A 13,999-nucleotide genomic window follows, 5' to 3' on the forward strand; every position below is an offset into this window, starting at 1 on the left:
TCAGTCGGCCAACTCCAAAATTCTCGCTACCAGCTGCGAGAAGCTTAAACCAGACTGGCGCGCTGCCATCGGCACCAGGCTATGACTGGTCATGCCCGGCGAGGTATTCACCTCAAGCAGATAGAAGCTGCCATCGCTATCCTGCATCACATCCACACGGCCCCACCCGCTGCAGTCCAGCCCACGGTAGGCACGTAAGGCCAATGCGGCCATTTCGGCCTCTTGTTCAGCACCCAGGCCACTTGGACAGAAATACTGGGTATCGTCCGAAATGTACTTGGCTTGGTAGTCGTAAAATACGCCGGCCGGCTGAATGCGGATCGAAGGCAACACCTGGTCGCCCAACATGGCTACAGTGTATTCAGGACCGCTCAGCCACTTCTCCACCAGCACGTCGTCGTCATGGCGAAAACCTTCCTCCAGCGCGGCCTCAAGGGCAGTGCGTTCGGTCACCTTGCTCATGCCAACGCTGGAGCCTTCGCGGCTCGGCTTGACGATCAGCGGCAGGCCCAGAGCCTCCACGCGAGTAATCAGGCTCTGTTTCTCTGCACCGGCATATTGCCGGCGGTTCAGCGCTACATAAGGTGCGACCGGCAGCCCCATCGACTGCCACACCATCTTGGTCCGCCACTTGTCCATAGTCAGCGCCGAAGCCATCACGCCACTGCCGGTATAAGGCAGCTCGAGGAATTCCAGCATCCCCTGCAGGGTGCCATCCTCGCCGCCGCGCCCGTGCAGCGCGATAAACACTTTGGTAAACCCATGCTCTTTAAGCTGGGTTACCGGGAAATCGCGGATATCGATGCCATGGGCGTCGATACCGGCTTCCCGCAGCCCTGCCAGCACGGCAGCGCCCGATTGCAATGACACTTCACGTTCAGCGGAGGTGCCACCCAGCAGTACGGCAACTTTATCAGCCATGATGTTCCTCCTCTTTTTTCTGTGGTTGCAGCTTCAGCTCAGCCAGTTTGCGGGCGATTTTGCCCACGTTGCCGGCGCCTTGCACCAGTACCAGATCGTCGGCCTGCAGCAGTTGCGCCAGAGTTTCCGGTACGATATCCGCATCGGAAACCAGGATCGGATCCAGCTTGCCGCGGCTGCGAATGGTGCGGCACAGCGAGCGGCTGTCCGCCCCCGGGATTGCCGCTTCACCCGCGGAGTACACATCGAGCATCAGCAGCACATCAACCTGTGACAGCACGTTGGCGAAGTCGTCGTAGAGATCGCGGGTACGTGTGTAACGATGCGGCTGGAAAATCATCACCAGACGTTTCTCCGGCCAGCCGGCGCGTGCAGCTTTCAGCGTCACGTCGACTTCGGTCGGATGGTGGCCATAGTCGTCGACCAGCATCGCGCTGCCGCTTTTACCGTTCACCGGCTCCAGCGGGAACTCGCCCAGGAAATCAAAGCGGCGACCTGTACCCTGGAAGCCCGCCAGTGCACGCAAGATATCCGCGTCGTCAATGCCCTCTTCTGTCGCCACCGCCACTGCCGCCGCCGCATTCAACGCGTTGTGGCGGCCCGGGGCGTTCAGGGTTACCGTCATCAACGGTTTATCCTGGCGGGTCAGAGTAAAGTGGCCCTGCGGCCCAACCTGGCGATAGTTCTCAATGCGCACATCGGCATCTTCGTTAAAGCCGTAGGTAGTGATGTGGCGGCCCACGCGTGGCAGCAGTTCGCGCACCACCGGGTCATCAACACACATCACCGCACGGCCGTAGAACGGCAGGTTGTGCAAAAAGTTGATAAACGTCTGCTTCAGGTTCTCGAAGTCGCCCTGATAGGTATCCATGTGATCGGGTTCGATATTGGTGACAATCGCCACCATCGGCTGCAGATGCAGGAACGACGCATCGCTCTCATCCGCTTCCGCGATCAGGTAACGGCTGGATCCCAGACGCGCATGGGTCCCGGCCGCTTTCACCAGCCCACCGTTGACAAAGGTCGGGTCCAGACCGGCTTCGGCGTAAATGCTCGACACCATCGCCGTAGTCGTGGTCTTGCCGTGCGTACCGGCGACGGCAATGCCGTGACGGAAACGCATCAGTTCGGCCAACATCTCCGCGCGGCGGATAACCGGGATACGCGCTTCACGGGCAGCGACAATCTCCGGGTTGTCGGCGGAGATCGCGGTGGAAACCACCACTACGCTCGCATCCAGCACGTTTTCCGGACGATGATGGAAATAGATCGTCGCCCCGAGCGCGCTCAACTGTTGGGTTACAGGGTTAGGCGCCAGGTCGGAGCCGCTGATCTGATAACCTTCGTTAGCCAACACTTCGGCGATACCACCCATGCCGGCACCACCGATGCCGACAAAGTGAATGTGCCGGACGCGTCGCATCTCGGGCACGATAGTACGTAGTTTCGCCAGTTGTTGTGTATTCATCACTCTCTCTAATCCGGGTCCGGCATGCCGGGCCACTACATGACATTTCTTTGATTCAGGCCCGGCGTACCGAACCCCTGCATTATTTATTTGGCAACCCGCACCAGCTCAGCCGCCACGCGCTCGGTGGCGTCAGGAATAGCCACTGCACGCGCTTTTTCTGCCATCGCCAGCAACTGCGGGCGATCCCAACCAGCCAATAACTCAGCTACGGTATCGGCGTTGAACTGCGGTTGCTCTATGATCTTCGCCGCGCCGGCTTCTTCCAGCGGACGGGCATTCCAGTACTGCTGCCGGTCTTTATGCTGGAACGGCACAAATATCGCCGGCAGGCCCGCGGCGGCGATCTCGCTGACGGTCAGCGCGCCGGAGCGACAAACCACTACGTCTGCCCAGGCGTAAGCTGCAGCCATGTCATCGATAAACTCGGTCACCTTATGTTGCGTCTGCCCTACCCTCTCGTAGTCGCGCAGCACGTTCTCCAGTGCACCTTTGCCTACCTGATGCCAGAGCGTAATTCTATCGCCCAATCTCGCCGCGACTTCAGGAACTGTCTGATTCAGCACTCGGGCTCCCTGACTTCCGCCAATCACCAGCACGCGGATGGGCCCTTCACGCCCGGTCAGTCGCTCGGCCGGCAGCGGCAGCGCCAGTACGTCGGTGCGTACCGGGTTGCCCACGACGTCCGCGTTCGGGAACGCGCCTGGGAACGCCTGCAATACTTTTTTGGCGATGCGCGCCAGCCAGCGGTTGGTCAACCCGGCAATGCCGTTTTGTTCATGCAGCACCACCGGGATGCCGCACAACCACGCCGCCAAACCACCGGGCCCGGAAACGTAGCCGCCCATGCCGAGCACCACGTCCGGCTGGTAACTGCGCATAATCGCTTTCGCCTGGCGTACCGCATGCCAGATACGCAACGGCGCGCTCAGTTGTGCCTTCAGCCCTTTGCCGCGCAGGCCGGAAATACGGATGAAATCAATCTCGATCCCGTGCTTTGGCACCAGATCGGCTTCCATTCGGTCTGCGGTTCCGAGCCAGCGCACCTGCCAGCCCTGCGCCATTAGATGATGCGCGACCGCCAGCCCCGGGAACACGTGTCCGCCGGTACCGCCTGCCATCACCATTAAACGCTTAGGTTTCCCGCTCATCCCTTACCTCTTCACAAACGCCTGGGCTTTGGCCAGACGCGTTTCATAATCAATACGCAGTAACAGCACGATCGCCGTCGACATAATCAACAGGCTCGAGCCGCCATAACTTATCAGCGGCAGCGTCAGCCCTTTGGTCGGCAGCATGCCGGCTGCGGCGCCGACGTTGACCAGTGCCTGAAAGCTGAACCAGACGCCGATCGAGCAGGCCAGAAAGCCGGAAAAACGCTGATCGATCTCCAGCGCGCGGCGTCCAATCGACATAGCGCGAAAAGCGACGAAGAATACCATTAACAATGCGAAAACCACACCGATATAGCCGAGTTCTTCGCCCAAAATCGAGAAGATAAAGTCGGTGTGCGCTTCAGGCAAATACTCGAGTTTCTGTACCGAGTTACCCAGCCCCTGCCCCCAAAATTCACCGCGGCCAAATGCCATCAGCGACTGGGTCAGCTGGTAGCCGCTGCCGAACGGATCGGCCCACGGGTTCCAGAACGACGTCACGCGGCGCATACGGTAAGGCTCGGCAATGATCAACAGCACCACCGCGAATGCACCGGAGCCGATAATCGCCAGGAACTGCCACATTTTGGCACCGGCCAGGAACAGCATCGCCAGCGTCGTAATGAACAACACCACCACGGTACCGAGGTCGGGCTGCGCCAGCAGCAACACCGCCAGCACTACCATTACGCCCATCGGCTTGCAGAAGCCCCAGAAGTTGGTACGCACTTCTTCCACTTTGCGCACCAGATAACTCGCCAGATAGCAAAACAGCGACAGCTTGGACAGCTCCGCCGGCTGAATACGCAGCGGGCCGAGTGAAATCCAGCGAGATGCCCCGTTCACCGAGCTGCCCACCACCAATACGATCAGCAGCATCACAATCGACAACAGCAGCATCACATTGCTGTAGCGCTGCCAGACTTCCATCGGAATGCGCAGCGTCACCATCGACAGGCCAAAGGCCAGCCCGAGATACAGCGCATCACGCTTGGCAAACAGGAAAGGATCGTCCGCCAGGCGCTGGCCAATCGGCATTGACGCCGAGGTCACCATGACAAAACCGATAATGGCCAACCCGAAGGTCAGCCACAGCAGGGTACGGTCGTACAGCACCATATTCACGGAATCGTTCTCACGCGATCCCATCACCCAGTCTTTCAGTCTTTCGGTCAACCCGAACGTCGGCACCCGTAGTTTCATCCGCCAAGCTCCTGTGCCAGGCGGGCAAACTCGTCGCCGCGCACTTCAAAGTTACGGAACTGATCCAGGCTGGCGCATGCCGGTGACAACAGCACCATATCGCCAGGCTGCACCCGGCCGGCGATCGTCTGCATCGCCTGTTCCATCGTGTCGGTCAGCGTGGCGACTTCCGGTCGCAGCTCTGCCAGTTGTTCGCCATCGCGGCCGAAGCAATACAGGCGGACGTTATCGCCCTGCAGATAGCGCCCCAACGGTGAGAAATCGGCAGATTTGCCGTCACCGCCCAACAGCAGGTGCAAGGTGCCGTCCACCTGCAAGCCATTCAACGCCGCTTCGGTGCTGCCGACGTTGGTGGCTTTAGAATCGTTAATCCAACGTACGCCGTTATGTTCCCAGGCCAGTTGGAAACGGTGCGCCAAACCGGTAAAGGTGGTGAGCGCTTTCAGGCTGGAGGCGCGCGGGATATTCACCGCATCGGCCAGAGCCAATGCCGCCAGCGCATTGGTGTAGTTATGACGGCCAGTCAGCTTCATCTCGCGGGTATTCAGGATTTTCTCACCGCGCACGCGCAGCCAGGTTTCGCCCTGCTGGCGGTTGAGGTGGTAGTCGCCCACATCGGCCCCGAAACTGATGCAGCGCTGGTCTGCGCCGCGTACCGGCATGGTCAGCGCGTCATCCGCGTTAACCACGCACAGGTTGGCATTTTCATAGACGCGCAGTTTGGCGGCGCGATACTGCTGCAGGCCAAACGGGTAACGGTCCATATGATCTTCTGTCACGTTCAGGATGGTCGCCGCCGCCGCTTTCAGGCTAAAGGTGGTTTCCAGTTGGAAGCTTGACAGTTCCAGCACGTACAGCTGGCATTCCTGCCGCAGCAGGCTCAGCGCAGGCAGGCCAATGTTACCGCCCACACCCACCGCCCAACCGGCCGCTTTCGCCATCTCGCCCACCAGAGTGGTGACGGTGCTTTTACCGTTGGAGCCGGTGATCGCGACGATCGGTGCCTGGGCTTCGCGGCAGAACAGTTCGACGTCGCCGACGATCTCCACACCCGCATCCGCCGCTGCACTCAACGCCGGGTGAGCCAGCGCCATGCCCGGGCTGGCAACGATCAAATCCGCCGCCAGCAACCAGTCCAGATTCAAATCGCCCAAATGCCGTTCAACGCTTTCAGGCAGCTTGTCCAGCCCCGGCGGCGAAATGCGGGTATCCATAACGCGCGGCGTTACGCCACGCGCCATAAAGAAATCAACACAGGACAGGCCGGTAAGACCTAACCCGATGATGACCACTTTTTTACCCTGATAATCCGCCATAATTACCGTACCTTCAGCGTCGCTAGGCCAATCAGCACCAGCATCAGCGAAATAATCCAGAAGCGCACGATCACGCGCGGTTCCGGCCAGCCCTTCAATTCATAATGGTGGTGAATCGGCGCCATGCGGAAAATACGTTGCCCGCGCAGCTTGAACGATCCCACCTGCAAGATCACCGACAGCGTTTCAACCACAAACACGCCACCCATAATCAATAACAGAAACTCTTGACGCAGCAGCACCGCAATAGTGCCCAGCGCGCCGCCCAGCGCCAGTGAACCAACATCCCCCATAAAAACCTGTGCCGGGTAGGTGTTGAACCACAAAAAGCCCAGACCGGCGCCGACGATAGCGGTACAGACGATCACCAGCTCACCCGCATGACGCAGATAAGGAATGTGCAGATAGTTGGCGAAATTCATGTTACCGGTCGCCCAGGCCACCAGCGCAAAACCCGCAGCCACGAACACCGTTGGCATGATCGCCAGGCCATCCAGCCCGTCGGTCAGGTTGACCGCATTGCTGGTGCCGACAACCACAAAGTACGCCAACAGCACGTACAACAGGCCGAGCTGCGGCATGATGTCCTTAAAGAACGGCACAACCAGCTCGGTGGCTGGCGTGTCTTTTCCTACGGCATACATGGCGAAGGCGAAAATCAGCGCAATCACCGACTGCCAGAAGTATTTCCAGCGGGCAATCAGCCCCTTGGTGTCTTTACGCACCACTTTGCGGTAGTCATCGACAAAGCCGACGATGCCGTAGCCCACCAGCACGAACAGCACGCCCCACACGTAAGGGTTGGACGGATAAGCCCACATCAACACCGAAATGGTGATGGAGGTCAGGATCATGATGCCGCCCATGGTCGGCGTGCCGCGTTTGCTGAAATGCGACTCCGGGCCATCGTTGCGCACGACCTGGCCGAAGGACATCTCCTGCAGGCGTTTAATCACCCGCGGACCCATCCATAAGGAGAGAAACAACGCGGTCAGCAGGCTGACAATGGCCCTGAACGTCAGATAGGAGAAGACGTTGAAGCCGGAATAATATTTGACCAAATGCTCGGCCAGCCAAACTAACATGGTGCTTTCTCCTGTAACGCGCGTACTACCTGCTCCATTGCGGCACTACGTGAACCCTTGATTAACACGGTAATTACCGCATGTTCCGACAGTAATTCCGCCACGCGCGCGATCACTGCTGCCTTATCCTGAAAATGCTCGCCGTTACCGGAAGCCACGCATAGCGCCTGGCTTAACGGGCCGATACCTATCACTTTATCTACACCGGCCAGCCGGGCGGCTTCGCCCACCTGACGGTGACATTCTTCGGCATCCGCCCCCAGCTCGGCCATATCGCCAACGACCATTACGCGGTAGCCCGGCATCTCTGCCAGCACCTGTACTGCGGCGGTCATAGAGCCGACGTTGGCGTTATAGCTGTCATCGAGCAGCAGTTTGTCTTCGGCAAGCGCAATCGGGAACAAACGCCCCGGCACCCCCTGTAACTGTTTCAGCCCCTGACGCACGGCTTCGAGCGATGCGCCAACCGACATAGCGAGCGCCGCAGCGGCCAGCGCATTGGCCACGTTATGGCGGCCCGGCAACGGTAGCGTCACCGCCGCAGTGCCGAACGGGCTGTGCAGCGTAAATTGCGTGCCCCGGGCGTTCACCAGCACGTCGCTGGCGAAGAAATCCACGCCTTCCGCCGCCTGCGGCGAGAAGCGCCAAACGGTTTTATCGTTCAGCATGCTCTGCCAGTGTGGCCAGTCATTATTGTCGGCGTTGATGATTGCCACGCCGTCAGTCGGCAAGCCGGCAAAAATTTCACCTTTCGCCTGGGCGACGCCGGCCAAAGAGCCAAAACCTTCCAGGTGGGCAGCAGCCAGGTTATTCACCAAGGCGGTCTGCGGCCGCGTCAATGCCGTGGTATAGGCAATCTCGCCAATATGGTTGGCGCCCAGCTCAATCACGGCAAAATCATGCTGCGGCTGCAAACGCAGCAGCGTCAGCGGCACGCCGATATCGTTATTGAAGTTGCCCGCGGTATACAGCACTTCACCGCATTCGCGCAAAATAGCAGCGGCCATTTCTTTCACCGAGGTCTTGCCCGATGAACCGGTTAAGGCCACAACACGGGCCGGCACTTGCTGGCGCACCCAGGCACCCAGTTGCCCAAGCGCCAGGCGCGTGTCTTTCACCACCAGTTGCGGAACATCCACCAATAAGCGCTTACTTACCAGCAACGCCCCGGCACCTGCGGCTACAGCATCGGCAGCGAAGGCGTGAGCATCAAAACGCTCGCCCTTCAGCGCCACAAACAGGCAACCTGCGGTTACCTGACGGGTATCTGTCGTCACCTCAATAATTTGGCAATCGGCGCCGATCAACTCAGCGCTCAATACATCGGCCAGTACCTGAAGGGAGACAGGAATCATGCTATTACCCCCAGCAGACGTGCGACGGTGGTACGATCGGAGTAATCCAGGCGTCGGTTACCCACCAATTGGTAGTCCTCGTGACCTTTACCCGCCACCAACACCACATCTTGTTCTTTAGCCTGCATAATCGCGCTGGTTACCGCTTCGGCACGGCCGTGGATCACCAGTGCACGCCCGGCATCCAGCAGCCCGGTCAGGATATCGGCGATGATCGCCTGCGGCTCTTCGGTGCGCGGGTTATCGTCGGTGACCACGACTCGATCGGCGAACTGCTCGGCGATACCGCCCATCAGCGGGCGCTTGCCTTTGTCACGATCGCCACCGCAACCGAACACGCACCACAACTGCCCCAGGCAGTGCAGACGCGCCGCTTCCAACGCTTTTTCCAGCGCGTCCGGGGTGTGGGCGTAATCCACCACTACCGTCGGTTTGCCTGGCGCGTTGAACACTTCCATACGGCCGCATACCGGTTGCAGTCGATTGCCGGCTTCTACCAGTTTGTCCAGCGGATAGCCCAGTGACAGCAACGTAGCCAGCGCCAGCAACAGATTGCTGACATTGAAGGCGCCCATCAGGCGGCTTTCAATTTCGCCGTCGCCCCAGCTTGAGCTGAAGCGGACGGTGGCGCCATTATCGTGATAGCTGACCGCAGTGGTTTTCAACCAGCGGCCATGGCAACCCAATTGCAGGTTATCCTGCATGGTAACCGCCACCGCATCCGGCAGTTTGCTCAGCCAACGCTGACCAACTTCGTCATCGGCGTTAATGATCGCCTGCCCCACTTCGTGGCCGGCAAACAGCGACCACTTGGCCGCCTCGTAATTGGCCATGTCACCGTGGTAATCCAGGTGGTCGCGGCTCAGGTTGGTGAACACCGCGGCGGCAAACGGCAATGCCGCCACGCGGTTTTGCACCAGTCCGTGAGAAGAGACTTCCATCGCGGCGAAGGTTGCGCCCCGATCGACCAGCTCGTTTAATACGTGTTGAACATCCACCGCAGAACCGGTGGTATTCTCAGTAGGGCAAACCTGACCCAGCAAACCGTTACCGACAGTGCCCATCACTGCACTGGTTTCACCCAACAGTTGGCTCCATTGCGCCAGCAGTTGCGTGGTGGTGGTTTTGCCGTTGGTGCCGGTCACACCCACCAGACGCAGGCGCTCTGCCGGTTGGTGGTAAAAACGCCCGGCCAGAGCAGACAGGCGCTGGTTAAGCTGGCTTAGATAAATCACCGGCACACCGTGCATTTCCGTGATCGTGCCGTCTTCGGCCTGGCCTTCAGCTTCGGCAATCACTGCGGCGACACCCTGCGCGATAGCCTGCGGAATATAGCGGCGTCCATCCGTCTGATGGCCAACAACGGCGACAAACAGATCCCCGGCAGCCGCAATACGGCTGTCTAATGTCATTTCCCGCAGCGCGCGCCCGGGCGCCGTAGGCACCCATGGAGCGAGTAAATCGCGCAAATTACGATCTGCCACCTGAACCCTCTTTTTTGTTAATCACTAATTCGCTTTTATCAGCGGTGGGCAACGCATCCGGTTCGACGTTCATGGTGCGCAATACGCCGCCCATGATGGCGCCGAACACCGGTGCGGAAATTGCACCGCCATAGTACTTCCCACCCTGTGGATCGTTAATCACCACCACCAGAGCGAAACGGGGATTACTGGCCGGCGCAACGCCGGCGGTATAAGCGAGATATCGGTTGACGTATTTGCCATCCGGGCCGACCTTTTTGGCGGTACCGGTTTTAATAGCGATGCGGTAACCCTTGATGGCGGCTTTCACACCGCCGCCGCCCGGCAGGGCCACGCTTTCCATCATGTGCACCACCGTGCGCACCAGAGGTTCAGGGAAAATGCGTTCGCCAGCAACCGGAGGGTCAACCTTGGTGATCGACAATGGGCGATACACGCCCAGGCTGCCGATCGTTGCGTAGACTCGCGCCAACTGTAACGGAGTTACCATTAGCCCGTAGCCGAAAGAGAAGGTGGCCCTCTCTATGTCAGACCACCGTTGTTTTTTTGGGTATATGCCACTGCTTTCTCCGACCAGCCCCAAATTGGTCGCTTTTCCCAGTCCAAAACGAGAGTAAGTATCTACTAACGCCGAGGACGGCATCGCTAACGCCAGCTTGGTAACGCCAACGTTACTCGACTTCTGCAAGATCCCGGTAACCGACAGCTCCGCATAACGCGCCACGTCTTTAATTTCGTGGCCGTTGATACGGAAAGGAATGGTGTTCAGCACGCTGTTTTCTTTTACCACACCGTTATGTAACGCTGTCATCACCACCATAGGTTTCACGGTGGAGCCGGGCTCAAAAATATCGGTAATGGCACGGTTACGCATGGTGTCTTTAGGCGTACCGGCCATATTGTTCGGGTTGTAGGACGGGCTGTTCGCCATCGCCAGCACTTCGCCGGTATTCACGTCGATCAGCACCGCCGTGCCGGATTCAGCCTTGTTGAACGCCACCGCGTTGTTCAGCTCGCGATACACCAGCGCCTGCAGGCGTTCATCGACGCTCAACACCAGGTTATGCGCCGCCTGGCTGTCGACCGAGGAGATATCCTCGATCACCCGACCATAGCGGTCTTTACGCACGGTTCGTTCACCCGGTTGCCCGGTCAGCCAACGGTCGAAGCTCTTCTCGACGCCTTCGATGCCCTGGCCGTCAATGTTGGTCACGCCGATAATATGCGAGGTGACCTGGCCGGCCGGATAGTAACGACGCGATTCCTGACGCAGGTAAATCCCCGGTAGCTTCAGCTTGCGGATGTAATCGCCTACCGCCGGGTTCACCTGGCGCGCCAGGTAAACAAAGCGCCCTTTCGGGTTGGCGTTAACACGGGTAGAAAGCTGATCCAGAGGGATATTCAACGCGTCGGACAGCGCCTTCCAACGGCTATCCAGCGTAATGCCGCCACGCTCGTTCAGCTCTTTAGGATCTGCCCAAATGGCGTTGACCGGTACGCTCACCGCCAACGGTCGGCCGGCGCGATCGCTGATCATGCCGCGTGAGGTGGGCACCTCTTGAACACGCAGCGAACGCATGTCGCCTTCTTTCACCAGGCGGTCCGGATTGATGACCTGCAGATAGGCCACGCGCAGCATCAATCCCACCAGCGCCAGCAAAATACAGCCGCACAGCAACGCAAAACGCCAGCTTACAAAGCTGGCCTGATTTTCCGGGCGTTTCAACTTACCGGGGCGTGCTGCTTTCATGCGTTCCCTTTCTTCTCCGTGTCATGATTTCAGTTAAACTATTCATTGTTTAACGATGATATTTTCCTGCGATGGATCAACATGTTGCATCTGCAGTTTTTCGGTGGCGATACGCTCGACCCGGCTATGGTCGCCGAGGGCGTTCTCCTCCAAAATCAGGTTGCGCCATTCAATATCCAGAGCATCCCGCTCAAGCACCAACTGCTCGCGTTCAGCGGTCAGCAGGCGGGTACGGTGTGCGGTAGTCACCACAAAAATCGCAGAAATCAGTGAAGCGACCAGTAAAATCAATGGGATCTTGGCGTTACGCAGCAGATCGCCGCCAATCACCCCCACTAAACCGTGGCGTTCATTGCCAATCACGCGGGCATCCTCTCGGCAATGCGCAGTACTGAACTGCGCGCACGCGGATTTTCCGCCACTTCATCTTCCGAAGGCATCATCTTGCCCAGCGCTTTCAGCGTGCGCCCGCCCATACTGCGCAGTTGCTCTTCTGTCAGCGGCAAACCTGCCGGCACCTGGGCGCCACGACTGTGGTGACGCATAAAGCGTTTAACGATGCGATCTTCCAACGAGTGGAAGCTGATGATCGACAGACGGCCCTGAGGGGCCAACACTTCCAGCGCGCCGTCCAGTGCACGCTCAATCTCTTCCAGTTCACTGTTGATGTAGATGCGAATCGCCTGGAAACTGCGCGTTGCCGGATGCTTGTGTTTTTCCCGGAACGGACTGGCATTGGCGATCAGATCGGCCAACTCCTTGGTGCGCGTCATCGGCTCGACACGGTTTCTTTCCACGATGGCACGGGCAATGCGCTTGGCGAAACGCTCCTCACCGAAGGTTTTCAGCACCCAGGCAATGTCTTCCGCTTCCGCTTTCAGCAGCCATTCAGAGGCTGACTGGCCGCTTGATGGGTCCATGCGCATATCCAGTGGGCCGTCGCGCATGAAGGAGAAACCGCGTTCTGCGTCATCCAACTGCGGCGAAGAAACGCCCAGATCGAGTAAGACGCCATCAATCTGCCCCACCAATTCGCGTTCCCGCACATAGTGTGACAAATCTGAAAATGGGCCGTGTACGATGGTAAAACGAGGATCTTCAATAGACTTGGCGGCTGCAATCGCCTGTGGATCGCGGTCAATTGCCAACAAACGTCCTTCCGGCCCCAGTTGGGACAGAATCAGACGAGAATGGCCACCGCGACCAAAAGTACCGTCGATATATATGCCGTTACTGCGAATATTGAGGCCATTGACCGCCTCATCCAACAGTACGGTGGTGTGTTTATAGTTTTCCAACATGCTTATAGCGACAAGTCCTGTAGCCGCTCAGACAACGGTTCCTGAGTCGACTGTTCTGCGTCAATATCATCCTTGACTTGTTGATACCAGGTCTGTTCATCCCACAGTTCAAACTTGTTGAACTGCCCGACCAGCATCACTTCTTTTGTAAGCCCGGCGTGTTGACGTAGCGTAGTAGCTAGCAACAACCGACCGGCGCTATCCATCTGACACTCACTGGCATGCCCCAACAATAAGCGCTGAACGCGGCGCTCTGCGGGGTTCATACTCGACAGACGGGATAATTTTTGTTCAATAATTTCCCATTCGGGCAATGGGTAAAGCAGCAGGCAGGACTGATGGAGGTCAATGGTACAGACCATTTGGCCTTGCGATTGCTCGTTCAGCAAATCCCGATAACGGGTGGGTACGGCAAGCCGCCCTTTGCTGTCGAGATTGACCATCGTTGCCCCACGGAACATTCCTGAGCTACCCCTTCATGACCGTTTTCACCACTTTACACCACAAATTCCCACATAAGGGAGTTTACGGAGGGTATGAAAACCTTGTCAAGCCAGAGCACCGGCGCTTTGGCAATATTTCTCCCGTCATTTTGGGAGCTGACTCGCGAAAGGAACGTTCTTTATTCAATGAATGAAAATTAACATCATGATAAACGGGGAGAATTTTCTTAGCGGAAAGAGGGTGATTAAAAACCTGACAAATTGGCGATTAATTAACTCATTACTTCCTTCTGCAATCGATGTCTCATTTTTTAGCTCGGCAATCACAATCCTGTAACCCGCCTCGACCCGCACCGGCCAAGGCCCGGCGTTAACTCCCGCCGTTGACGAAATATGGCATAAGCCATTGAGTTAATAACGCTCAACGGTTATTGCACTTCAGGTCGGGCGCTATTTTACTTCAATTAAAGCGCCAGTGATAAGCCCGATGAGAAAATAAATTACTCGGATATTACGAAG

At 58.0% G+C, this 13,999-nt stretch carries 12 protein-coding genes; all 12 read right to left on the reverse strand.

Annotation, left to right across the window (positions count from 1 at the left end):
• On the reverse strand, positions 1-921 hold the full coding sequence (locus QZQ97_RS14225; protein WP_311994004.1) for a D-alanine--D-alanine ligase: 921 nt from the start codon (positions 919-921) through the stop codon (positions 1-3).
• Positions 914-2,389 (reverse strand): UDP-N-acetylmuramate--L-alanine ligase, encoded by a 1,476-nt coding sequence (gene murC / locus QZQ97_RS14230; RefSeq protein WP_311994005.1) that lies wholly within the window; start codon positions 2,387-2,389, stop codon positions 914-916. Before murC ends, QZQ97_RS14225 begins: the two co-directional genes overlap by 8 nt.
• A gap of 86 nt (positions 2,390-2,475) precedes the next feature.
• Positions 2,476-3,540 carry an undecaprenyldiphospho-muramoylpentapeptide beta-N-acetylglucosaminyltransferase gene (gene murG / locus QZQ97_RS14235; protein ID WP_311994006.1) on the reverse strand — a complete coding sequence of 355 codons (1,065 nt, stop codon included), beginning with the start codon at positions 3,538-3,540 and terminating at the stop codon, positions 2,476-2,478.
• 3 nt (positions 3,541-3,543) lie between these two features.
• Positions 3,544-4,746 (reverse strand): cell division protein FtsW, encoded by a 1,203-nt coding sequence (gene ftsW, locus QZQ97_RS14240; RefSeq protein ID WP_311994007.1) that lies wholly within the window; start codon positions 4,744-4,746, stop codon positions 3,544-3,546.
• Positions 4,743-6,062 carry a UDP-N-acetylmuramoyl-L-alanine--D-glutamate ligase gene (gene murD, locus QZQ97_RS14245; RefSeq protein ID WP_311994008.1) on the reverse strand — a complete coding sequence of 440 codons (1,320 nt, stop codon included), beginning with the start codon at positions 6,060-6,062 and terminating at the stop codon, positions 4,743-4,745. Before murD ends, ftsW begins: the two co-directional genes overlap by 4 nt.
• A 2-nt stretch (positions 6,063-6,064) precedes the next feature.
• Positions 6,065-7,147: a phospho-N-acetylmuramoyl-pentapeptide-transferase gene (gene mraY, locus QZQ97_RS14250; RefSeq protein ID WP_004950137.1), complete on the reverse strand. Its 1,083-nt coding sequence runs from the start codon at positions 7,145-7,147 to the stop codon at positions 6,065-6,067.
• Positions 7,141-8,502, reverse strand: coding sequence for a UDP-N-acetylmuramoyl-tripeptide--D-alanyl-D-alanine ligase (murF, locus tag QZQ97_RS14255; protein WP_311994009.1), 1,362 nt, complete (start codon positions 8,500-8,502; stop codon positions 7,141-7,143). The genes mraY and murF overlap by 7 nt, the downstream gene beginning before the upstream one ends.
• Positions 8,499-9,986: a UDP-N-acetylmuramoyl-L-alanyl-D-glutamate--2,6-diaminopimelate ligase gene (murE, locus tag QZQ97_RS14260; RefSeq protein WP_311994010.1), complete on the reverse strand. Its 1,488-nt coding sequence runs from the start codon at positions 9,984-9,986 to the stop codon at positions 8,499-8,501. Before murE ends, murF begins: the two co-directional genes overlap by 4 nt.
• Positions 9,973-11,736 (reverse strand): peptidoglycan glycosyltransferase FtsI, encoded by a 1,764-nt coding sequence (locus QZQ97_RS14265; protein WP_311994011.1) that lies wholly within the window; start codon positions 11,734-11,736, stop codon positions 9,973-9,975. Before QZQ97_RS14265 ends, murE begins: the two co-directional genes overlap by 14 nt.
• A 42-nt stretch (positions 11,737-11,778) precedes the next feature.
• Complete coding sequence (gene ftsL, locus QZQ97_RS14270) at positions 11,779-12,099, reverse strand: cell division protein FtsL (RefSeq protein ID WP_004950132.1); 321 nt, start codon at positions 12,097-12,099, stop codon at positions 11,779-11,781.
• Positions 12,096-13,037 (reverse strand): 16S rRNA (cytosine(1402)-N(4))-methyltransferase RsmH, encoded by a 942-nt coding sequence (gene rsmH, locus QZQ97_RS14275; protein ID WP_311994012.1) that lies wholly within the window; start codon positions 13,035-13,037, stop codon positions 12,096-12,098. Before rsmH ends, ftsL begins: the two co-directional genes overlap by 4 nt.
• Positions 13,038-13,039: 2 nt before the next feature.
• Entirely contained in the window at positions 13,040-13,498 is a 459-nt protein-coding gene (mraZ, locus tag QZQ97_RS14280; protein ID WP_004950128.1) for a division/cell wall cluster transcriptional repressor MraZ, read from the reverse strand.
• Positions 13,499-13,999 lie beyond the last annotated feature (501 nt).

It is taken from the genome of Serratia sp. root2 (genome assembly GCF_031931805.1).
Classification (GTDB): domain Bacteria; phylum Pseudomonadota; class Gammaproteobacteria; order Enterobacterales; family Enterobacteriaceae; genus Serratia; species Serratia inhibens.

What these genes read in the sequence shown, in the direction of transcription:
- rsmH (WP_311994012.1), bottom strand. Translation starts at nt 13,037, where the DNA reads ATGTTGGAAAACTATAAACACACCACCGTACTGTTGGATGAGGCGGTC.
- mraY (WP_004950137.1), bottom strand. Translation starts at nt 7,147, where the DNA reads ATGTTAGTTTGGCTGGCCGAGCATTTGGTCAAATATTATTCCGGCTTC.
- QZQ97_RS14225 (WP_311994004.1), bottom strand. Translation starts at nt 921, where the DNA reads ATGGCTGATAAAGTTGCCGTACTGCTGGGTGGCACCTCCGCTGAACGT.
- murG (WP_311994006.1), bottom strand. Translation starts at nt 3,540, where the DNA reads ATGAGCGGGAAACCTAAGCGTTTAATGGTGATGGCAGGCGGTACCGGC.
- murD (WP_311994008.1), bottom strand. Translation starts at nt 6,062, where the DNA reads ATGGCGGATTATCAGGGTAAAAAAGTGGTCATCATCGGGTTAGGTCTT.
- murF (WP_311994009.1), bottom strand. Translation starts at nt 8,502, where the DNA reads ATGATTCCTGTCTCCCTTCAGGTACTGGCCGATGTATTGAGCGCTGAG.
- QZQ97_RS14265 (WP_311994011.1), bottom strand. Translation starts at nt 11,736, where the DNA reads ATGAAAGCAGCACGCCCCGGTAAGTTGAAACGCCCGGAAAATCAGGCC.
- ftsW (WP_311994007.1), bottom strand. Translation starts at nt 4,746, where the DNA reads ATGAAACTACGGGTGCCGACGTTCGGGTTGACCGAAAGACTGAAAGAC.
- murC (WP_311994005.1), bottom strand. Translation starts at nt 2,389, where the DNA reads ATGAATACACAACAACTGGCGAAACTACGTACTATCGTGCCCGAGATG.
- mraZ (WP_004950128.1), bottom strand. Translation starts at nt 13,498, where the DNA reads ATGTTCCGTGGGGCAACGATGGTCAATCTCGACAGCAAAGGGCGGCTT.